The sequence below is a fragment of the Microbacterium sp. zg-B185 genome, assembly GCF_030246885.1.
In the GTDB taxonomy this organism is placed as follows: domain Bacteria; phylum Actinomycetota; class Actinomycetes; order Actinomycetales; family Microbacteriaceae; genus Microbacterium.
The window spans coordinates 2,785,669-2,805,456 of the sequence record NZ_CP126739.1 but is presented as its reverse complement, the minus strand read 5'-3'; the positions used below and the strand labels follow the sequence as shown (position 1 = coordinate 2,805,456).

The following is a 19,788-nucleotide window of genomic DNA, read 5'->3' as shown; positions in this document are numbered from 1 at the left end:
GCCGGCGCGGAGCATCAGAGGTCGTTGTCCCCACCGGTGTCCGCGTCGGTGCTGACCTGTCCCACCCCGGTGTTCGCCTCGCGCGCGAACCCTTCCGCGCTGCCGCTCCACGTCCACTCCGCGACGGCAGGGATGTCCTCACCGTGCTCACGGGTGTACAGGCGCGCCTCGACCCGCGCGTCCTGCATCCGCTGGCGCAGCCCCGCATACCGCCCGGCCAGGCCCGGAACGCGGTCCAGAACGTCGATCACCAGGCGATAGCGGTCGATGTCGTTGAGCATCACCATGTCGAAGGGCGTGGTCGTCGTGCCCTCCTCCTTATAGCCGCGCACGTGCAGGTGAGGGTGGCCGGCGCGACGGTAGGTGAGTCGGTGGATCAGCCATGGATAGCCGTGGTAGGCGAAGATCACCGGCCGATCCGTCGTGAAGATCGCGTCGTACTCCCGGTCCGGCAGCCCGTGCGGGTGCTCGCCCTCACTGACCAGCCGCATCAGGTCGACGACGTTGACGACCCTCACCTTCAGATCCGGAATCTCGGACCGGAGCAGGGATGCCGCGGCCAGCGTCTCGAGTGTGGGCACGTCGCCGGCGCAGGCGAGCACGACATCCGGCTCCGCGCCGGCGGTCTCGGTCCCCGCCCACTCGAAGATCCCGAGTCCCCGGGTCATGTGCGCGATCGCCTGGTCCATGCTCAGCCAGTTGAAGGTGGGCTGCTTCCCGGCGACGACGACGTTCACATAGTCGGTGCTGCGCAGGCAGTGGTCGTACGTGGACAGCAGCGTGTTGGCGTCGAAGGGCAGGTAGACGCGCACCACGTCCGGCTTCTTGTTCACGACGTGGTCGATGAACCCGGGGTCCTGGTGCGAGAGCCCGTTGTGGTCCTGCCGCCACACGTGCGAGGACAGCAGATAGTTCAACGAGGCGATCGGACGCCGCCACGGGATCTCCTTGCTCACCTTCAACCACTTGGCATGCTGGTTGAGCATCGAGTCGACGATGTGCACGAACGCCTCGTACGTGTTGAACAGTCCGTGCCGTCCGGTCAGTAGGTAGCCCTCCAGCCAGCCCTGGCACTGATGCTCGCTGAGCATCTCCATGACCCTGCCGCTCCGGGCCAGGTGCTCGTCCTGCGGCAGCAGCTGCGCATTCCACTGCTTGTCCGTCACCGCGTACACGGCGCCCAGGCGATTGGATGCCGTCTCGTCCGGGCCGAAGATGCGGAAGTTGTCCGGATTGCGGCGGATGACCTCGGCGAGCCACTGTCCGAGCACGCGCGTGGCCTCATTCACGGTGCCCCCGGGAGCGGGCACGTCCACGGCGAAGGCCCGGAAGTCCGGCAGCACGAGATCGCGCTTGAGCACTCCGCCGTTGGCGGCCGGATTCGCGCTCATCCGCAGCGTCCCCTCCGGCGCCAGCGCCGTGGCCAGGGGCACCACTGCTCCGGAATCGTCGAAGAGCTCATCCGGCCGGTACGAGCGCAGCCAGTCCTCCAGGACCTTCAGGTGCGCGGCGGTGTCGCGTGCATTGGCGAGCGGAACCTGGTGCGAACGCCAGCTGTCCTCGGCCGGCAGGCCGTCGATCTCGCGCGGGCAGGTCCACCCCTTCGGAGTGCGCAGGATGATCATGGGCCACGCCGGTCGGCCCGGCAGCGTCCCGGCCTCCGCCGCCGCCTTGATCGCCGCGATCTCGTTCAGAACGGTGTCGAGCGTCTCGGCGAACCGGCGGTGGACGGCCGCCGGGTCTTCGCCGTCGAAGCCGCCGGATACCAGATGCGGCGTGTGACCGTAGCCGCGCATCAGGGCGAGCAGCTCGTCCTCGGGGATGCGGGCGAGCACCGTCGGATTCGCGATCTTGTAGCCGTTGAGGTGCAGGATCGGCAGCACGACGCCGTCCCCGAGCGGGTCCAGGAACTTGTTCGAGTGCCAGCTGGTGGCCAGCGGCCCGGTCTCGGCCTCACCGTCCCCGACGACCGCGGCGACCAGCAGGTCGGGATTGTCGAAGGCGGCACCGTACGCGTGCGAGAGCGCGTAGCCGAGCTCGCCGCCCTCATGGATCGACCCGGGCGTCTCCGGGGCCGCGTGGCTGGGGATCCCGCCCGGGAACGAGAACTGCCGGAACAGCGCCCGCACACCCGATTCATTCCGCCCGACCTGCGGGTACAGCTCGGAATAGGTGCCGTCGAGGTATGCGTTGGCCACCATCCCGGGACCGCCGTGTCCGGGACCGGTGATGTAGATGGTGTTCAGCCCCCGGCTGCGGATCGCCCGGTTCAGGTGGGCGTAGAGGAAGTTGAGCCCGGGGGTGGTGCCCCAGTGCCCGAGCAGTCGGGGCTTGATGTGCTCCGGCGCGAGCGGTTCGCGCAGCAGCGGATTATCCAGCAGGTAGATCTGCCCCACAGACAGGTAGTTCGCCGTCCGCCACCACGCGTCGATCTGCGCGAGAGCGTCTTCGGTGAGCCCCTCCGGTTCCCGGTGCGGAAATGCCTCGGTTGCCTGATCCTCGGTGCTCGGCGTCTGCGTCATCGCGTCCTCATCTCCTCGCTTGGCATCATCCTGGCAGGGTGGTCCGCCGCGGGGGAGGGGTGATGCTGCGCCGCTTCGTTACTGCGGATCGGGTGAAGGGTGGCCTGTCGTCCGCGGCGGTGATCCCACCGAGGTGCCCGATGTCGTGGTCCGTGACCGGCGGCTGTCAAGCCCCTGTCTGCGGTCTGCGGCCTTCACGTAAAGTCGCGACGCCGCATCGAGGTGCATGGGTTCATCCGGATCCGAGTCCGCTGCGAACCGAGGTGGCTGTAGCGGCGCGGAGGAGGGAGCGATCATGGCGGATTCCACCCGGACAGCGGTGAAGGGAGCACGCCCGACCACGCTCCCGCCTCGGCAAGCCGCGCTGCTCAGGGCCACGCGCACTGAGCAGAAGGGCAACATCGTCGTCAAGTGGATCACTTCCACGGACCACAAGACGATCGGGTACATGTACCTGATCGCGTCGGTGCTGTTCTTCATGCTGGGCGGCGTGATGGCGCTGATCATCCGCGCCGAGCTGTTCGAGCCGGGCATGCAGATCGTGCCGACCAAGGAGCAGTACAACCAGCTGTTCACGATGCACGGCACGATCATGCTGCTGATGTTCGCGACCCCGCTCTTCTTCGGCTTCGCCAATGCGATCATGCCGCTGCAGATCGGCGCGCCGGATGTGGCGTTCCCGCGTCTGAACGCGTTCTCGTTCTGGCTGTTCCTGTTCGGCTCGATCATCGCCGTGTCCGGGTTCCTCACCCCGCAGGGGGCGGCATCCTTCGGCTGGACCGCATATCAACCGCTCGCGAATGCCACGTTCACCCCCGGTGTCGGCGGCAATCTCTGGATGCTCGGCCTGGGCATGAGCGGTTTCGGCACGATCCTGGGTGCGGTGAACTTCATCACCACGATCATCACGATGCGCGCGCCCGGGATGACGATGTGGCGGATGCCGATCTTCACCTGGAACACGCTGGTCACCAGCATCCTGATCCTCCTCGCCTTCCCCGTCCTGGCGGCGGCGATCCTGGCGGCCGCGGCCGACCGGGTCCTGGGAGCGCACATCTACGACCCGGCGAACGGTGGTGTGCTGCTGTGGCAGCACCTGTTCTGGTTCTTCGGCCACCCCGAGGTGTACATCATCGCGCTGCCGTTCTTCGGCATCGTCTCGGAGATCTTCCCGGTCTTCAGCCGCAAGCCGATCTTCGGATACAAGACCCTCGTCTACGCCACCATCGCGATCGCGGCGCTGTCCGTCGCGGTGTGGGCGCACCACATGTACGTCACCGGTGCCGTCCTGCTGCCGTTCTTCGCGCTGATGACGATGCTGATCGCGGTGCCCACCGGGGTGAAGATCTTCAACTGGATCGGCACGATGTGGCGCGGCTCGGTCACCTTCGAAACGCCGATGCTGTTCTCGCTGGGCTTCCTGGTCTCGTTCGTCTTCGGTGGTCTGACCGGTGTGATCCTGGCCTCCCCGCCGCTGGATTTCCACATCTCGGACACCTACTTCGTCGTCGCGCACTTCCACTACGTCGTGTTCGGCACCGTGGTGTTCGCGATGTTCGCCGGGTTCTACTTCTGGTGGCCGAAGTTCACGGGCAAGATGCTGAACGAACGCATCGGCTACGTGCACTTCTGGATGCTGTTCATCGGCTTCCACATGACCTTCCTGATCCAGCACTGGCTGGGCGTGGACGGCATGCCGCGCCGCTACGCGGACTACTCGGAACAGGACAATTTCACCTGGCTGAATCAGCTCTCCACGGTCGGGGCGATGATCCTGGGTGCGTCGATGATCCCGTTCCTGTTCAACGTGTGGATCACTGCGCGCAAGGCGCCCAAGGTGACCGTGAACGACCCGTGGGGGTATGGCGCGTCGCTGGAGTGGGCGACCTCGTGCCCGCCGCCGCGGCACAACTTCACCTCGATCCCGCGGATCCGCAGCGAGCGCCCCGCGTTCGATGCCAACCACCCCGAAGCCGGAATACCTGTCGGCGTCGGACCCGCGAAGGACGCCCCATCCACGCCGGTCGTGGACGCCGGTGATGACCAGACGAAATGATGCTCCTGAACAGCTCGGCCGCCTCCTCGCAGGACGCCCGGCCGGAGGACGGGACCGGTCCGGTCAGGGGCAAGGCCAATCCCGCAGCTCGGTCGTGAGCTGCGCGAGGTAGGCGGGAGGGCACGCCTGGGCGAACCCGAGCCAGAGTTCGACCGCGTGGATCGGCGTCCAAGCCCGCACGGACGGCAGGTCGGGCGGCGTACGCCGCGACCATGACATCCAAGGACCGCGCGTCCTTCCGCCCCAGCCGCCCAGGCTGCGCGCGAGAGCTCGCGGATCGGGTCTCCGAGGTGAGCGGCCTCCCAGTCGACGATGGCTGTGATGGTGCCGTTCACGGCGAGCAGGTTCCCGTCCGTCCAGTCGCCGTGGCAGAACACCCTGCCCGCCGCAGGCGCAACGGCGAGCGGAAGCGGGGGGCCGCCGGCATCCCGATACGGGCGGATGATCAGCTCGTCGTCCGGCGCGGGCGGCAGTCCGGCGGGCGGCCGCAGCGCATGCAGTCGACGCATCAGCGCAGCCGAGGCCCGGAGGCGGTCGCGTCGCGTGTCCGCATCGCCCGTGTCCAGGCGATTCCCGGGCATGTGCGTCATCAGGATGGAACCGGGCCGCACCTCGACGACCTGGGGAACCGGAAGGCCGGTGCCGGCGAGGGCGCGCAGGGCGAGCACTTCGGTGTCATGGCGTTCCACATCCGCCAGGCGCTTCTGGACGAGGGTCCTGCCCTCCCGCTGCACCAGCCGTACGTGGCCCGCCGCTCCCTGCCGCACGCGGCCATCCTGCCAGCCGCTCCCTGCCGCACGCGGCCATCCTGCCAGCCGCTCCCTGCCGCACGCGGCCATCCTGCCAGCCGCACCCGCGCGGCGTCTGCGGGCGTGCGACCGTGAACGCTGCGGCGACGGCGGTACACCCGTCGTGAGAGCGGGATGGCGGTCACCCAGCAGCCGCGTCAACAGCGTGAATCCGACGGCGGTGATGACGTCGATGTCGGCGTGGTACTGGGGTCGTCCTGAGATCGAAGGGCCTTTCCTGGAGGCGATGCCCTGCACCGCTGGGCGACCGAGGACGATATCGCCGCCGCCATCGTCTTCCTGCTCAACGACGGGGCCGCCATGATCTCGGGCGTCGCGCTGCCGATCGACGGCGGCTACTCCAGTCGCTGATCACCGCACATCGGATTCGGGTCGGCCGAAGAGCACGAGTGTGCTCCTCGGCCGACTCCGGTCACATCGGGTGGATGCGATCACCAGGCTCCGAAATAGCCGTTGCCGAAGCAGCCTGCCCAGCGATGGCGCTGGCCGGCGCTCGAGACGTCGTCGACCTTCCAGACCTCGCCGTTGAGAGTGAGCACGTAGGCGGTGTCGCGCGCGAAGGCGACCGACGTGGGCAGATCGAGTCCGTCGGCGACGACGGAGAACGTGCCGTCGTGGTTGACCTTCAGCAGCTCTCCGCTGTCCGGCAGTGCCGGCGACCCTTCCGGCACCACGCCGGGGGAGTCGCCCTGGGACACCGCGTAGAGGCCGCAGGCACCGAGTGCGACATCGGTAATGAGGCTGTAGCCGGATGCCACATCCCGAGGCTCCGGGTTCCAAAGCCCGAATGCGACGACCTTTCCGGTCGACGGATCGTGCGGCACCGGACCGGCCTCGGCCATGAACACCAACGGTCCCAGCGCGGTGATTCCGGTGGGCACGATGTTGGCGAACTGCTCGACCGTGGTGATCTCCCCGGACATCGACACCTTGACGACCCGGTTGTGGTGGCCATCGGTGACGAGGAATCCGCCCCAGATGGGCTGCATCGCGTATTGGACTCCACGCGCGAGGAAGAAGTCGATGTCCGGTGGTGGCGGGTTCTGCTTGGACCATTCGCCGATGTCCGCGATCACGGTGAAGCTGTCGGCGTCGTCGACCCGGTAGATGCCGTCGACGTCGTTGGTCGTGTCGCCGGGGACGTCATCACCGACCGTGGTGACGAGGACGTAGGCCGTGCGGCCGACGAATGCGATGTCGATCGCACCGCCGAGCGGAAGCACCGTGATGGGCAGACCGGTCGCGTACGCGGTCTTCTCGCCGGTGCGCACATCGACGCGTGTTATCTGGCCGGCCTTGCCTTCGGCGACGTAAAGCGCTCCGTCTGGGCCGATGGTGCTGCCGATGGTGCCCTGCATCCCCGATGCGATGAGCGACACGACGGGGCCGCCGCCTGTCCTCTCCTCGTCGGACTGCGTGGTCGCGCTCGCCACCGTGGGGGCGAACAGCATTGAGACTGCCAGAGCTGCGACCGCGGTACCCGCGCGCAGCGTCCTCCTCGTCGTCATGAGTGTTCCTCCGGTCGACCTTTCGCGTCGGTCGCTCGGCGGGCGTCACTCGTCGTGCGACCGGCTGGGGTGGCCGCCATGACCTCCCGGAACACCGTTGCGTGCCCCATCGTCATCGCAGCTGCCAATAGGCTCCTCCAGCCTTTCCCCGTGGTCAAGACCACCACCGACGACCGCGTTCGGGCTGAACCACGGCGCTGGCCCGCAAGACGGTCCGAGAGCTCCTCGGCGTCCAGACGCAAGGCGGGCTTGCACCGCTGAGGAACCTCGCCACCGACGATCTGCGCGCCCGGGCAGGGAGTGCGAGCCATCCTGCGCACTCGCACGTAACCACCACCGCCGGCGGCCTGAAACCCGGATTCCGGGCGAGACGTCCCGGGTGACGTACCCGCGTCCCGCCGCATCGCCCCGACCGACCGCCGCAGGCCGGGACGGCTACGCGGTTGCCGTTGCGGTGTTGCGAGCTGCGAGCTGCGCGAAGGCGTCTGTGAGTTCCCGCGGGTGGAGGACCTCGATGTCGGTGTCGAAGCGGTTGAGGGTCGCGGCGAGGGCGACCCATGACCAGGAGCCGGCTTCCAGGGTGCACCGGTCGGGCCCCAGATCCTCGACGATGCCGTCGCCGGCGAACGGGAGCACGTCACCGGCAGGTCGGTGGAGGATGACCTTTCCCGTGCACGGCCACCGTTCGGCGCCGCTGGAGCCGGTGAAGCGGGCCGAGACGTATCCGCCGACATCACCCCCGGGCACCTCGCGGGGGACGAAACGAGGCCCGGTCGGGGTGCGCGGCGCGATCCGGTCGGCGCGGAAGAGGCGCCAATCATCGCGGTCGAGGTCCCAGGCGACCAGATACCAGCGGCCGTGCGAGGTCACCAGGTGATGCGGCTCGACCCGTCGCGGCGGTGCCGAGGAGTCAGCGGTGCGGTGGCTGGCGTAGTCGAAGCGCAGCACCTCGTGAGCACGCGCGGCGGTCGAGACGGCGACGAGGACCTCCGGCGATACCGGGTCGGACGCCGCGTCGCCCGGGCGACGCGGGATGGCCGTGAAATCCAGCGCATTCAGACGGTGCCGGAGCCGTGATGGCATCACCTGCCGCACGGTGGTCAGCGCCCGGAGGGCTGCTTCTTCGATCCCGGCCCCGGTCACTGTCCCAGCCTGCAGGGCGACCGCGAGTGCGATGGCCTGGTCGTCGTCGAACAGCAGCGGCGGCAGCTCGCTGCCGGCGTCGAGCCGGTAACCGCCGTCCGGCCCCATCGTGGCCTGGATGCGGTACCCCATCTCCCGCAGCCGGTCCACGTCGCGGCGCACCGTGCGAGGGCTGACCTCCAGGCGCGCGGCGAGGAGCGACCCCGGCCAGTCGCGCCGGGTCTGCAGCAGCGAGAGGAGGCTGAGCAATCGGGAGGTGGCCGTCATCCCTCGATCGTAGTTTCTGTATAGGACAGTAGCTGACCTATACAGCTGTGAGGCTGGTTGCTGCCGGGAGAACTCGGCCATGTCTCACGAGGAGCAGACATGAGCATCACGACCACCACCCACCTGAACTTCCGCGGCGACGCCCGCGCGGCGCTCGAGTTCTACCGGTCCGTCTTCGGCGGCGAGGCCACGATCGCCACCTACGGCGACTTCGGCATGCCCCAGGAACGTCCCGGCGCCGAGAAGGTCGTCTTCGGCCAGATCGAGACCGCTGACGGCTTCCGGATCATGGCCTACGACATCCCCGGCCGATCAGAGGGCTCGGCCGCGGCGGCCGGCTCCACCCGTCGTGAGAACGGCACCACCATCACGGACCAGCCCTTTTTCGTCTCGGTGCGCGGAGAGACCCTCGACGAGGTCGGGCGATATTGGGCCGCGCTCTCGGTCGGCGCCTCCATCGTCGAGCCGCTCGCGGCGTCCGCATGGAGTCCGGGCTTCGGCATGCTCCGCGACAGGTTCGGCGTGACCTGGATCCTCGACGTCGCCGCCCCGCGGTAGACGGGCTCCGTTCGGCTGCAAATCACCACGACGGCGCCGAAGACCGCGAACCAGTTGTTTCCGCGCGACTCCGGTGCCGCGACGGTGGAGCGGGCGGGCAGCCTCCGGGGTCTTCGAGGCTGCCCGCCCGGGTCGTGGTGAGCGATCAGGTGCGGTCGGTGCGATCCGGACGGATCGCACCGTCGTCGTAGTCGATCTCTTCCTTGCGCACCTGCTCGGTGACCGTCTGCTCCTCCGTCACTGTCGCCTTATCGAGACGGACGCGTTCGACCGGTACGGTCTCCTTCGCGACGACGGGGCGCTCCTCGGTCAGGACCACCTCGTGCTCCTCCTCGCTGATGTCCGGACCCCTCGTCGCGTCGCCGACATTCGCTTCGGTAATCGGCTCACGCTCGATACGCACCTCTTCGCGCGTGACCGGCACGGTGACGGTTTCGTTCTCGGTGACCACGTACTTGCGCAGGCGCGCCCGGCCGGTCTCCACCTTCTCGGTGCCGACGCGCAGCCGCTCCTCGGAACGCGTCATCGCGTCATCGGTGGTGGGGCCGGAGGTGTCGTAGCCGACGGTGGTGTCGGCTGCGGCCTCTTGGTCGTGACCGACGGTCGTGCCGACAGCACCGGTGGAGCCGTTCCCGTAGTAGGCGTAGAGCTCATCCTCCTGAGAGTGCTCGAGAGAGCCATCAGCGTCGATGCGCGGAGCGTCCTTCACGAAGTCTTTCGTATAGGGCACGCGAAGCTCCGCGCCGGCCTGGTCCGCCTCGTCGACGGGAACGAACGTCGCTGACATCCCGAACAACCCGGTACGAACCGATACCCAGGATGGGGCGCCCGTTTCCGTGTCCACATAGACCTGACCGACGGTGCCGATCTTGTGACCGTCCGAGCCGATCACATCGCTGCCGATGAGGCTGTTTAGCGTGTGTGCGTTGATCATTGTTCTCCTGCTTCCTTCGTTGTCGTGTGGCGAGGGATGAAACGGCTGTCTGCATTGGCGGTGACGCGCCGGCTAGCGGGTGTTGCGTACGGCCACGACCTCGTCCCGGCCGTCACGATTGACCACGGTGCGCACGCCGAGCATGCCTCCTAGGGCGGCGATCACGGCGCCGAGGAGCAGGCCGGCGAATCCCCACCATGCGCCCGCTTGGGCGGTGTCCGCGGCATCCTCGGCTGTCTGCTGCGCGTCCTCGAGTGCCTCATCGGCTTGATCCTGCGCCTCCTCCTCATCGACGTTGCCCTGAATGTCCTCCGCGACCTGGGTCACGTCGGTTCCGGACAGCGCTTGCGTAGCGGAGCTGACCACTCCCCCAACGGCGCCAAGCAGGCTGGCGCTGAGCCACACCGTCAACGCGAGAGCGACCACGAGCGAGGTGGCCCACGTCAGGAATCCATGCAGCAGTCCGCTTCGGACGGCAAGCGCGCCGGCGACGTAACCTGCTGCGGCGAGGGCCAGAGCGAGCGCGACAACACTCCAGATGCCCGCCCCGACGCCGGAGCCACCAAGGCCGATTCCTGCGGTCACTAGTGAGAGCAGCACGGTCACGGCCAGAAATGTCACCACGCCGGCGAAGATCGACCCCCACGACACGTTCGCCGGGCGTCCGCGACGTTCGGTGCCGATCAGCGACTCCTTCGTCGCGTCGTTGTCTGTCGTCACAGCGTGCGCCGCCGCACCGTCGACATGATTGGAACTGTTGCGGGCCATGATTGCCTCCTCGATAGGACGTGATGCGAACCAACACGGTCGTTGCTTACACCGTAAGCATGACTAGCGTGAGCGTAACGGCAGGGATGAACCGGCACGGTGGGACTTGTGTCAGGCAGGAGAGTGGAGTATGACGCCGTCCGCGAGCAAGAAGTCGGCGGGCAGCTCGACGCGCCGACTCAGTCGTGACCTGATCGTCCAGGCGGCCCTGGATCAGATCGACCGCTCGGGGGCGCACGGTTTGTCGATGCGGTCTTTGGGGCAGGACTTGGGCGTGGAAGCCATGTCCCTGTATCGGCACGTGCAGGGCAAGGAGGATCTGCTGGAAGGCGTCGTCGCGCTGCTGATGGGAGACCTGACGTCGAGGCTGGACGACGAGCTAGCGGAGCACTGGCAGGGCTTCCTGCAAACCGTCGCCCATGAGGTGCGACGCATCGCAATCGAACACCCGAAGGCGTTCCCCCTCGTTGCCACACGCCATCCGGCAGCACCTTGGCTACGACCCCCGCTGCGCAGCATCGAGGTCGTCAACACCTTCCTCAGTGCGCTCATCAGCCACGGATTCACTGACGCGCAGGCAGTGGACGCGTACCGATCGTTCAGCAGTTTTCTGCTCGGTCATCTACTCCTGGAGTCCGCGACGCGAGGCGCTGAAACCGGTCCCGTTGAGGAGCCCCTCGACGAAGGCGGCGCGACCATACCCGAGGGTGATGGGCAGGTCCCCTTGGACACCGCGCCAGAGGTCCGACGCCTGCGAGCCCTGCTCAGCAAAGACCGCAGCGACGAAGAGTTCGAGGTTTCGCTCGAAGCTCTCCTGGACCGCCTCGAACGAGAGATATCGCAGTAGTACGCGCAAGCAGCATGACGTCTCCGCCGGGATCGACCGCGGGCGCCACCAGGACCGCGACCGGTTGCCGGGCAACAAAGGTGGGCTGGGAACGCAGGTTCGGCTCACGGGCCTTCCGTCGGGGTGGTGGCTGCAGCAGCCGGTTACGATCACGCCCGCAGAAACCGCACCCGAATCCGCGATGTCGCCGAACAGATCGTCGCCCGACAAGTGCAGATCTGAGGTCGACTCAGTCTTGGCGGTGATCCTCGGTTTCGGAGCGACGAACGGCGGGAGGGTTGGTGTCTTGGCCGACAGGGGGGCCGGCGATGGTGAGGTTGTCGATCGCGAGGTCGTCGATCCGCACCTTGCCCACGGACAACGACTCCGTTTCCGCTTCGTGATCGGGGTCACCGTCGGTGTCGAAGTGCTCCGCTGTCAGCGTGATACCGCCCGAGGAGTTCGCTGAGCTGGCCAGCTCCTGAACCCACTGCGGATTCAAGGTCGTCGGTTCCGGGTCATCGAACACGAAGCGCAGCGGGATGGACGGCTGCAACCAGATCGTCGACCGCCCGCGCGGCTGATCCGCAGGGTGCACCCACGACAGCGTGAAGCTCTCCTGACGACGCAGCTTCGTCGCCACAACGACTTTCAGGTGCGCGAGAGCGCGGTCCTCAACCGTGATGGCGGTAGCCGATCCGCCGTAGTAAAGGGTGCCCACACCGGACACGATAGGCCGGACCCGACGTTTTGGCCACAGAGGTTCGGCGTACGTCAATCCGCTCGTCCCGGAGTCTCCCGGCTTTGCGGTGGACGCTCCTCCTGCAGGCGTCACCTGCCGCCGGGGTAGCGAGCGACCAGCCGAGACCGCTGGTCGCTGCCGACGATGCACGTCAAAGGAGGCTGGAACGATGAGCCCGTGCGCGGCGAACGTCGGCCAGCGTGGCGGTCCAGGTCGGGGGAGGTGCGCGCCTCCGTCGTCCTAACGACGAGGTGGTCGTCCTAGCGACGTGGTGATCGGACGGATGGAGACGGCCAGGTCGATCATGCGGATCCTCCTTCGGCGCAACAGACCGATAAGACAGAGGTACGCGTGGGCTCGGGAACTGGGTCGGGGCTTGACCTGGCCGCACCTCGTGGCAGGCGAAAACCGGAACTTCCCCGACGAGCTCAACCTGCGGCGACCGCGGCTAGAGCCAGCATGACGACGGCGGTCGTGCCATGACTCCACCAATGCCGATTTGGGGTGCAGCGCCATGGCGTTGTCAAGGCCGTCCTGCGCGTTCCCGTCGCTCGGTGAGGCTGTGCGGGTGAAACACATCGCTTTTGCTGACACGACGCTGTTCGTCGACGACGAGACGTCGGATGCGCTTGTCACGGAGGAGGATCGACCAGCTTCGCCGTGGACCCACGGCTCAGCCGGAGACAGCCGACGAAGTCGACCTCGCACCGCGGACGACTACTGACCCTGCGGGTCGCGGAACTCGCCTATGGCTTCGTAGACACGTGCGTGCGAGAGTGCCTGTCCCTAGTCAAGGACAGGGTATTGGCCGTCGTTGCACATTCCCCCCGTCACCGGCTGACCCGGGTCATCCAACGTTGCGGGGGTGAATGTGACTATGCCGTCTCCGCCATATCTGTTGCCGATCAACGAGAACAGGTGTTCGTTCTGGTTCACTGGCAGGACAACCGGATTGCTCATGTCGTTTCATGATGAGACCTTCCGATCGAGGCGACGGTGGCCCTCCATGAGTGCCCGGTGGCGACATTCTATATGCAGCATGAGCACAACCCGGAGCACATCGAGTGGACGCGACGGCGGGAGTCGAACCCGCAACGCCACCGGGTATGAACCAGGGCCCGGGTCCACCCGGATCGCCGCGATGGCCCCACGTTATCGACGCCCGCGCGGCCGCGGTGTGGATGCGACGGAACGTTTCCCTTTACGACGCAGCGTGACGGGGCGGGGCGGTCCTCAGCGCCCGCACTCACCCGCAAGCTCCCACCGCTCCGGTGCACGCACCCGCCGACCCCGTGTCTCAGCCGGAGCGGGGCGGAGGTGCGGCGTCCAGCGCCCGCAGCATGCGCCCGAGCGTCTCGCGCAGCTCGGAGCGGGCCGGCTCGGCGAGATCGGTGGTGTACTCGACTCCGGCGGGGATCCACGCCATGCCGTACATCGTCTCGCGGAAGTCCTGACCGCCGACCGGCCACCGGGTGCGATCGCCACCTTCCGCGGTGGCGCCCTGGCTCCACTGGCCGAAGGCCTCGCGCATCGCCTGGATCGGCAGATCCATCACAAGCTCCGTCTCGACGGCGGTGCGCACCCACGAGCGGGCGACCAGGATGAACTCCTCGATCTGCTCGGGGGTCAGTTCCCGCGTAGGGAACAGCACGCGCGTGTGGGCGATGTCGCTCACGCGGTCCACGCGGAAAGTCCGCCAGTCCTCGCGCTCCACGTCCCAGCACAGCAGATACCAGTGCCGGTCTGCGGGGGCCAGCGTGTGCGGTTCCACCCGGCGGTGCGAGACCTCCCCGGATGCCGCGGTGTAGGTGAAGCGCACCCGTTCGTGATCGCGGCAGGCCAGCGCGAGCTCGCCCAGCACCTCCGTGGAGACGGCTTCGCCGGTGCGGATTCCGGCCGGCTGGACGGCATCCGCCAGGGCCGTGACACGTCTGCGCAGCGGGGCAGGCAGCACCTGCTCCAGCTTCGCCAGGGCGGTGAGTGTGGTCTCCGGCCCGCCGACCAGGCGCTGCGCGGCGGCCACCCGCAGCCCGATCGCCATGGCTACCGCCTCCTCGTCGTTCAGGAGCAGCGGCGGCACGGCGCTGCCCGCCTCGAGGCGGTAGCCGCCCGCGACGCCCGGTGTGGACTCGATGCGGTAGCCCAGTTCGCGGAGGCGCTCGACGTCGCGCCGGACCGTGCGCTCGGTGACGCCCATGCGCTGGGCGAGTTCTGCCCCGGGCCAGTGGCGGTGCGTCTGCAGCAGGTTCAGCAGGGTGAGCGCTCGGGTGGTCGTGTCGGACATGCGACAAGATTGCCCGATATCGCGGACCGGATGTGTCCTGGATCGGTCTTACCGTCGCTCCATGACGAAGGAACCGATCATCCAAGCGCAGGGCCTGACCAAGCGCTTCGCAGTGAAGAAGAAGACCGTCGACGCCGTGACCGACCTGACCTTCCGTGTCGATCGCGGTGAACTCGTCGCCTTTCTCGGGCCCAACGGCGCCGGCAAGTCCACGAGTCTGCGCATGCTCACCACCCTGATCCCGCCGACGTCGGGAACCGCGCGCGTCGTGGGACACGACATCCTGCGCCGCCCCGCCGAGGTGCGCGCGCGCATCGGCTACGTGGGTCAGCTCACCAGCGGCAGCTTCTCGCAGCGAGTGCGCGACGAGCTGCTCAGCCAGGGGGCGTTCTACGGCATGACCCGCTCGGCGTCGGCCAGACGTGCCGAGGAGCTCATCCACTCCCTCGATCTGGGCAGCTTCGCCACTCGCTCCGTGCAGCAGCTCAGCGGCGGTCAGAAGCGACGCCTGGACATCGCCCTCGGACTTATGCACGCGCCACCCCTGCTGTTCCTCGACGAACCCTCCACCGGGCTCGATCCGCAGAGTCGGGCGAACCTCTGGCAGCACATCCTGGACCTGCGCGCCCAGCACGGCACGACGGTGTTCCTCACGACGCACTACCTCGAGGAGGCGGACCGCTACGCGGAGCGGGTGATGGTCATGGACAGGGGACGCGTCATCGCCGACGACACGGCGACCGCCCTGAAGGCGAACCTGGCCGGGGACCTGCTGACCTTCGGCTTCGGTTCCCCGGCGGAGGCGGACCGTGCCGCCGGGATCGTGCAGGGACTGACCGAGCGCGATGTTCGCCGAGACGGCGAGGCAACCATCGTGCTCACCGCCCCCGCCGGCGACAGGCTCCTTCCTTCCGCCGTGCGGGCGCTGGATGCCGCGGGCATCGGCGTCATCAGCGCGACGGGTGTCCCACCGACCCTCGACGACGTGTTCCTCGCCCTCACCGGCAGGACGCTGCGCGAGGCGGGGGAGGGCGAGCCGACGGACGAGGACGCCGATGCGGTGGAGCACGCAGACCTGGAGGCGTCGCACAGCGCGAGCGCCGTCTCATCCGTTTCGACAGGAGCACAGCGATGACCATCCGGGTCCCGCAGGACCACCCCCGCACCGACACCGCCGTCCGGGCGAACGTCGCGCGGGATACCTGGCACGTCCTGACCCGGGAACTGAAGCCGGTCGCCCGGGATCCGTTCACGCTCATCTTCAGCCTCGTGCAGCCGCTCGTGTTCCTCGGCTTGTTCGCGCCGCTGCTGGTCGGCTCGTCCGGCGAGCCGGTCGGCGCCACCCTGCAGTGGTTCGTCCCGGGCGTGCTCGTGATGATCGTGCTGTTCGGCACCGGCGCGACCGGATCGAACCTGCAGTACGAGATGATGACCGGCTCGCACGAGCGCACGCTGGTGGCGCCCTTGGCGCGGGCGTCCCTGCTCGTGGGTCGCGCGCTCAAAGAGATCGCGCCCATCGTGATCCAGTCGCTGATCATCGTCTTGATCGCCTGGCCCTTCGGGTTCGCGATCAATGTGCCCGGCATGCTCATCGGGCTCGCGCTGCTGGCCGTGTTCGGAGTCGGTCTCGGCGCGCTTTCGTACACCCTCGCGTTGAAGACCAAGGACCGCGAGTGGCTGTTCTGGGGCGTGCAGCAGACTCTGATCTTCCCGCTGCTGATCCTGTCCGGAATGCTGCTCCCGCTCGAGGACGCGCCGCCCTGGATGCGCGCGGTCGCCACGGTGAATCCGGTGAACTGGGTGGTCCAGGCCGAGCGGGCACTGTTCGCCGGCGACCTCGGGGACATCACCGTCCTGTGGGGCTGGGTCGCCGCGGTCGCGCTCGCGGCGCTCGGCCTGTGGGCCGGGATCCGAGCGATCCGCAGGAGCAGCTAGCCGCCGCATCGCGCGCAGCTACCGGGTCGGCGGCGACGCGCCGACCCGCTAGCGTAAAACCATGACGATCACGGGGCGACGCAGCATCCTCGCCGTCGTCACGTTCGTCCTGCTGGTGGCGCTCGGTGCCGGGATCGGGATCCTCGTGACGGACGTGGTCGGCGTTCCCGGGGACCTTCCGGTGACCGTCGTCGAGCGCGACCCCGCGATGGCCTGGATCGCGCGCGGCCTGCTCCTGCTCTCGGCGCTGTGGATCGTCATCGGGGCGGTCGCCTCGCGGACCTCGCTCGTCCGCCGCCCCGGAGCCGCCGCGGCGCGGGCGTCGTGGCTGGGTGCCACCCGTCCCTGGCGTGCCCGCGAGTCCACCCTGGGGATGCTGCCGCTGGACCGCTGGCTCCTGCTGATCGTCCCCGCGGCGCTGCTGATCGCCACCCGCGCCGTGCAGTCGTCGTTCCGCTGGGGGACGCATGTGACGCTGGTGCTGGCCGCATGGATCGGGTTCGTCGTCGTCCTTCGCCTGGTCATCGGCCGCCGCTCGCCGTGGCCGGTGATCGCGGCGGTCGGCGGGGTGGTCGTGCTCCGCTGCATCGTGACGCTCGTGGCCCTGTCCGTGGACGGGCCGGGTGGACACTGGGTGGCGTACTGGACCGATTCGCCGCGGAGCACCGTCTACATCGCCATCGCGTTCGCACTGTTCGTCTGGTCGTTCATCGCCGCCGGGTGGGCCCTGGCCGGTCAGATCGGGCGCCGCCGGGCGACCGGGACCATTCTCGCCGGCATCGGCGCGGCCGTGTTCCTCGCCGCCGTCGTCGTGGCGAGCACCGGTGCGCAGGCCATGCTCACCGCGTGGAACGACGAGCTGCGGCTGCTGCCTTCGGGCGTGGCGCGCATCCTGGGCATCACCGTCTACTCCGAGATCCCGGCCGCCGCCGTGTGGTGGGCGGTCGGTGCGGGGCTGCTCGTGACGGTCGTGGGTGTGGTCCTGGCGCTGCCCTACCGCCGGCGCGACCGGGACGCACCCGCGTCGCCGGAGGCGTCCGTGGGTCTGACCAACTAGCCGCGCGAGCTCAGCGTCTGGTCGAAGGCTCCGCTCCGGGTGGAGACGATGTCCTTGCCCAGCGGCATGAGCGAGATCGGCACCATCTTGAAATCGGCGATGCCGAGGGGGATGCCGATGATCGTGATGCACAGTGCGATGCCCGACACGATGTGCGCGAGCGCGAGCCACCAGCCTGCGAAGATCACCCAGATCACATTCCCGAGGAACGATCCGACGCCGGCGCTCGGTTTGGCCACGATCGTGCGGCCGAACGGCCACAGGGCGTAGTTGGCGGTGCGGAACGAGGCGATCGCCCAGGGGATCGTGATGATCGGGATGCACAGGAGCACGCCGGCCAGGACGTAGCCGAGGAACAGCCAGAAGCCCGCCAGGATCAGCCAGATGATGTTCAGAAGCGTGCGCACTCATCCATCCTGTCAGCGTCGCCCGTTGCGCGAACCTGCGCGCGACGAAGGACCGCCACGCGGCCGCCGACGAGCAGGAGCACGCCCAGCACCAGCAGCGAAACGCCGACCACAGTCCCGGGGGTGACGCTCGTCGGCGACAGCGCCAGAATCCAGTCACGGATGGCGCCGCGCCGCATCGGGTCGGTGAGGGTCCACAGCATCACGACCGCGATCGCGGCGAAAAACGTGCCCCACACGATGCCCGCCCACCGGATGCGCGGGCGCGCGAGCGGTGTGGCTTCGGCAGGCGGCGCCGGCTCGGGGAGGAAGGCGGGGTCGGCGTAAGGGCTCGGGGGAGTCAGGTCGCTGGTCATGGCAGGTCCGTTCAGTGCTCGTTGATGGTCACGTAGACGGCGCCGCCGCGCTGATCCAGCACGACCGATTGCGGTGTGCCGGACCCGGCGTCCTCGCGGGTGTCGATGCGCTCGCGGACGGAGCGTTCCCCCGCGGCATCCGATTTCCCCCGCCAGGTGCCCTGATCGAGGTACTCGCCCGTGTCCGCGTCCACACGAGCCCACTCGACGTCGGCTGCGCCGGTGACGCGAAGGTCCAGGAGCACGTCCTGTCCGACCCAGATGTCGGTGCTGCCGCCGCGCTTGTCGACCACGATCGGGACGGGAGCCTCACCGGTCGGCGCGATGTCGATGTTCAGGTGACCCCACATCTGCGTGAAGCGGGTGATGTCGGTGTCGATGTTGTTGACGTAGGCGCCTCCGAACAGGATCCCGCGCGTGAGGTTGCCCGCGCCGGTGATGGTCGCGGCGATCAGCACAGCGACCGCGACGAAGGCGAGGAAGCCGCTGCGGCGGCGCATCGCTCCCGCGACGATCATCGCGACGCCGACCAGGAGGGCCGCTGCCAGGAGTCCGCACGCGACCGAGGTCCCAGTCTCGCCGGGCTCGAGCGAAGCATGCCAGAGCGCGGTGACGGCTCCCGCGACCAGAGCGGCACCGATGACGAGCACGACGAAGCCGAAGCTCGTCCGGGGGTTGCGCGCGCGGCGGATCCGGCGGCGTTCGGCCGCCTCGGCAGCGAACGCGGCGCCGGCCGCGGCGCGCTCGACGCGGGCCTGATCGCGTGCTGCGCGTTCGGCATCGTGCTGCTGTCGGCGCCACGCGTCGTCCTGCGCCCTCCACGCCTCATGCTGGGTGCGCCAGGCGGCGAGCTCGTCCCCGGTCGCGTCGGCGGACGGCGGCAGGGGAGCTGTTCCGGCCGGAGCAGGCGGCGCGAAGCCGACCACTCCGGCCGGGTCCGCCGCCGGCTCGAGAGGACCCGAATCCTCCATCGGCGCGGCGGGGGAGCCGGGGGTCGGCGGAGCCGCAGAAGCCATTCTCGGATCCGCCGCAGATGACACCCCGGACATCGGGGCACGGCGCGATGACGCGCGTGCGATGAGGAAGACGACGCCGCCCAGCAGCGCGATGAAGACGAGCGTGGACAGGACGCCCCACGGCGTCAGGTCGAACCAGGCGCCGGGCAGCACGAAGCCGAACGGGAGTGCTGCGGCGAAGAACCACGGCACCACCGGAAAGAGCCCGACCAGGAGCATCAGGCCGATCCCGACCATCGCCGGATCGAAACGCCGCTGCAGCAGTTCACGCAGGTGGATACGGCCGAGGACATCGGGCAGGAGCGCCCACGCGGCAGCGTAGACGAGGAAGACCGGCAGCCCGAACAGGGCGGCGATGACGAATACGCCGCGCACGATGACCGGGTCGATGCCCAGTCGCGCCGCGATCCCGGCGCAGACGCCGCCGATCCAGCCGTCGGCACGGGCGAGGCCGAGTCCGCTCACCCAAGAGAAGAAACGGTCCCCTGCGCCCGAACGTCCGCCCGGAGCAGGCGGCGGGGGTCCAGGGTCGGCGAGGGGCGCGGCAACCGGCGCAGCGGAAGAATCGGTCATGCATCGATCCTCGGATGCCGCGCCCCA

The 19,788-nt window shown here is 68.5% G+C and carries 17 protein-coding genes, 1 tRNA gene and 2 pseudogenes; 7 read left to right on the top strand and 13 right to left on the bottom strand.

What is annotated here, in order from left to right; all coding sequences use genetic code 11:
* Nucleotides 1–14 precede the first annotated feature (14 nt).
* Nucleotides 15–2,522: a phosphoketolase family protein gene (locus QNO12_RS13460; protein ID WP_257501645.1), complete on the bottom strand. Its 2,508-nt coding sequence runs from the start codon at nucleotides 2,520–2,522 to the stop codon at nucleotides 15–17.
* A gap of 295 nt (nucleotides 2,523–2,817) precedes the next feature.
* On the opposite strand from QNO12_RS13460, the gene ctaD reads away from it, so the two are divergent.
* Complete coding sequence (ctaD, locus tag QNO12_RS13455) at nucleotides 2,818–4,578, top strand: aa3-type cytochrome oxidase subunit I (RefSeq protein ID WP_257501646.1); 1,761 nt, start codon at nucleotides 2,818–2,820, stop codon at nucleotides 4,576–4,578.
* 245 nt (nucleotides 4,579–4,823) lie between these two features.
* Here ctaD and QNO12_RS17065 read toward each other — a convergent pair.
* Nucleotides 4,824–5,417: pseudogene (locus QNO12_RS17065) on the bottom strand (phosphotransferase family protein); the annotation flags it as partial.
* Between the two features lie 201 nt (nucleotides 5,418–5,618).
* Between QNO12_RS17065 and QNO12_RS17060 the strand changes: the two are divergent.
* The gene (locus tag QNO12_RS17060; RefSeq protein ID WP_350338525.1) at nucleotides 5,619–5,738 is read left to right on the top strand and encodes an SDR family oxidoreductase; all 120 of its coding nucleotides are present in this window, start codon (nucleotides 5,619–5,621) and stop codon (nucleotides 5,736–5,738) included.
* Nucleotides 5,739–5,818: 80 nt separating this feature from the next.
* Here QNO12_RS17060 and QNO12_RS13450 read toward each other — a convergent pair whose 3' ends face one another.
* Together QNO12_RS13450 and QNO12_RS13445 are read right to left on the bottom strand one after the other, a co-directional pair.
* A complete protein-coding gene (locus QNO12_RS13450; RefSeq protein ID WP_257501647.1) occupies nucleotides 5,819–6,895 on the bottom strand; it encodes a ScyD/ScyE family protein in 1,077 nt (358 codons plus the stop codon).
* Nucleotides 6,896–7,330: 435 nt separating this feature from the next.
* Nucleotides 7,331–8,305, bottom strand: coding sequence for a helix-turn-helix transcriptional regulator (locus tag QNO12_RS13445; protein WP_257501648.1), 975 nt, complete (start codon nucleotides 8,303–8,305; stop codon nucleotides 7,331–7,333).
* A gap of 99 nt (nucleotides 8,306–8,404) precedes the next feature.
* Here QNO12_RS13445 and QNO12_RS13440 point away from each other — a divergent pair, with 99 nt between their 5' ends.
* Nucleotides 8,405–8,863 (top strand): VOC family protein, encoded by a 459-nt coding sequence (locus QNO12_RS13440; RefSeq protein ID WP_257501649.1) that lies wholly within the window; start codon nucleotides 8,405–8,407, stop codon nucleotides 8,861–8,863.
* 145 nt (nucleotides 8,864–9,008) lie between these two features.
* On the opposite strand, the gene QNO12_RS13435 is transcribed toward QNO12_RS13440, so the two are convergent.
* A complete protein-coding gene (locus QNO12_RS13435) occupies nucleotides 9,009–9,797 on the bottom strand; it encodes a DUF2382 domain-containing protein (protein WP_257501650.1) in 789 nt (262 codons plus the stop codon).
* A 72-nt stretch (nucleotides 9,798–9,869) separates the two neighbouring features.
* A complete protein-coding gene (locus tag QNO12_RS13430) occupies nucleotides 9,870–10,565 on the bottom strand; it encodes a hypothetical protein (protein WP_257501651.1) in 696 nt (231 codons plus the stop codon).
* Nucleotides 10,566–10,695: 130 nt separating this feature from the next.
* Here QNO12_RS13430 and QNO12_RS13425 point away from each other — a divergent pair, with 130 nt between their 5' ends.
* The gene (locus tag QNO12_RS13425; protein WP_257501652.1) at nucleotides 10,696–11,412 is read left to right on the top strand and encodes a TetR/AcrR family transcriptional regulator C-terminal domain-containing protein; all 717 of its coding nucleotides are present in this window, start codon (nucleotides 10,696–10,698) and stop codon (nucleotides 11,410–11,412) included.
* A gap of 382 nt (nucleotides 11,413–11,794) precedes the next feature.
* Here QNO12_RS13425 and QNO12_RS13420 read toward each other — a convergent pair.
* The 4 genes and pseudogenes from QNO12_RS13420 to QNO12_RS13410 form a co-directional block, all read right to left on the bottom strand.
* Nucleotides 11,795–12,112: pseudogene (locus tag QNO12_RS13420) on the bottom strand (DUF7882 family protein); the annotation flags it as partial.
* Nucleotides 12,113–12,919: 807 nt separating this feature from the next.
* Nucleotides 12,920–13,093, bottom strand: coding sequence for a tail fiber protein (locus QNO12_RS17055; protein ID WP_350338519.1), 174 nt, complete (start codon nucleotides 13,091–13,093; stop codon nucleotides 12,920–12,922).
* Nucleotides 13,094–13,198: 105 nt separating this feature from the next.
* Nucleotides 13,199–13,274, bottom strand: a tRNA-Met gene (locus QNO12_RS13415).
* 156 nt (nucleotides 13,275–13,430) lie between these two features.
* Nucleotides 13,431–14,417: a helix-turn-helix transcriptional regulator gene (locus QNO12_RS13410; protein ID WP_257501653.1), complete on the bottom strand. Its 987-nt coding sequence runs from the start codon at nucleotides 14,415–14,417 to the stop codon at nucleotides 13,431–13,433.
* A 61-nt stretch (nucleotides 14,418–14,478) separates the two neighbouring features.
* On the opposite strand from QNO12_RS13410, the gene QNO12_RS13405 reads away from it, so the two are divergent.
* The 3 genes from QNO12_RS13405 (at nucleotide 14,479) to QNO12_RS13395 (ending at nucleotide 17,409) form a co-directional block, all read left to right on the top strand.
* Nucleotides 14,479–15,552, top strand: coding sequence for an ATP-binding cassette domain-containing protein (locus QNO12_RS13405; RefSeq protein WP_257501654.1), 1,074 nt, complete (start codon nucleotides 14,479–14,481; stop codon nucleotides 15,550–15,552).
* The gene (locus QNO12_RS13400) at nucleotides 15,549–16,352 is read left to right on the top strand and encodes an ABC transporter permease (RefSeq protein ID WP_257501655.1); all 804 of its coding nucleotides are present in this window, start codon (nucleotides 15,549–15,551) and stop codon (nucleotides 16,350–16,352) included. Before QNO12_RS13405 ends, QNO12_RS13400 begins: the two co-directional genes overlap by 4 nt.
* Nucleotides 16,353–16,413: 61 nt before the next feature.
* Nucleotides 16,414–17,409 (top strand): hypothetical protein, encoded by a 996-nt coding sequence (locus QNO12_RS13395; RefSeq protein WP_257501656.1) that lies wholly within the window; start codon nucleotides 16,414–16,416, stop codon nucleotides 17,407–17,409.
* Here QNO12_RS13395 and QNO12_RS13390 read toward each other — a convergent pair.
* Genes QNO12_RS13390 through QNO12_RS13380 form a run of 3 tightly spaced genes read right to left on the bottom strand, consistent with a single transcriptional unit; the run spans nucleotide 17,406 to nucleotide 19,761 of the window.
* Complete coding sequence (locus tag QNO12_RS13390; RefSeq protein WP_257501657.1) at nucleotides 17,406–17,816, bottom strand: YccF domain-containing protein; 411 nt, start codon at nucleotides 17,814–17,816, stop codon at nucleotides 17,406–17,408. The genes QNO12_RS13395 and QNO12_RS13390 overlap by 4 nt on opposite strands.
* Nucleotides 17,801–18,172 (bottom strand): hypothetical protein, encoded by a 372-nt coding sequence (locus QNO12_RS13385; RefSeq protein WP_257501658.1) that lies wholly within the window; start codon nucleotides 18,170–18,172, stop codon nucleotides 17,801–17,803. Before QNO12_RS13385 ends, QNO12_RS13390 begins: the two co-directional genes overlap by 16 nt.
* Nucleotides 18,173–18,183: 11 nt before the next feature.
* The gene (locus QNO12_RS13380; RefSeq protein WP_257501659.1) at nucleotides 18,184–19,761 is read right to left on the bottom strand and encodes a PspC domain-containing protein; all 1,578 of its coding nucleotides are present in this window, start codon (nucleotides 19,759–19,761) and stop codon (nucleotides 18,184–18,186) included.
* Nucleotides 19,762–19,788: the final 27 nt, after the last annotated feature.

Bases quoted from the DNA above. Each gene is read 5' to 3' on its own strand.
- QNO12_RS13460 (WP_257501645.1), bottom strand. From the start codon at position 2,522: ATGACGCAGACGCCGAGCACCGAGGATCAGGCAACCGAGGCATTTCCG.
- ctaD (WP_257501646.1), top strand. From the start codon at position 2,818: ATGGCGGATTCCACCCGGACAGCGGTGAAGGGAGCACGCCCGACCACG.
- QNO12_RS13450 (WP_257501647.1), bottom strand. From the start codon at position 6,895: ATGACGACGAGGAGGACGCTGCGCGCGGGTACCGCGGTCGCAGCTCTG.
- QNO12_RS13445 (WP_257501648.1), bottom strand. From the start codon at position 8,305: ATGACGGCCACCTCCCGATTGCTCAGCCTCCTCTCGCTGCTGCAGACC.
- QNO12_RS13440 (WP_257501649.1), top strand. From the start codon at position 8,405: ATGAGCATCACGACCACCACCCACCTGAACTTCCGCGGCGACGCCCGC.
- QNO12_RS13435 (WP_257501650.1), bottom strand. From the start codon at position 9,797: ATGATCAACGCACACACGCTAAACAGCCTCATCGGCAGCGATGTGATC.
- QNO12_RS13430 (WP_257501651.1), bottom strand. From the start codon at position 10,565: ATGGCCCGCAACAGTTCCAATCATGTCGACGGTGCGGCGGCGCACGCT.
- QNO12_RS13425 (WP_257501652.1), top strand. From the start codon at position 10,696: ATGACGCCGTCCGCGAGCAAGAAGTCGGCGGGCAGCTCGACGCGCCGA.
- QNO12_RS17055 (WP_350338519.1), bottom strand. From the start codon at position 13,093: ATGAGCAATCCGGTTGTCCTGCCAGTGAACCAGAACGAACACCTGTTC.
- QNO12_RS13410 (WP_257501653.1), bottom strand. From the start codon at position 14,417: ATGTCCGACACGACCACCCGAGCGCTCACCCTGCTGAACCTGCTGCAG.
- QNO12_RS13405 (WP_257501654.1), top strand. From the start codon at position 14,479: ATGACGAAGGAACCGATCATCCAAGCGCAGGGCCTGACCAAGCGCTTC.
- QNO12_RS13400 (WP_257501655.1), top strand. From the start codon at position 15,549: ATGACCATCCGGGTCCCGCAGGACCACCCCCGCACCGACACCGCCGTC.
- QNO12_RS13395 (WP_257501656.1), top strand. From the start codon at position 16,414: ATGACGATCACGGGGCGACGCAGCATCCTCGCCGTCGTCACGTTCGTC.
- QNO12_RS13385 (WP_257501658.1), bottom strand. From the start codon at position 18,172: ATGACCAGCGACCTGACTCCCCCGAGCCCTTACGCCGACCCCGCCTTC.
- QNO12_RS13380 (WP_257501659.1), bottom strand. From the start codon at position 19,761: ATGACCGATTCTTCCGCTGCGCCGGTTGCCGCGCCCCTCGCCGACCCT.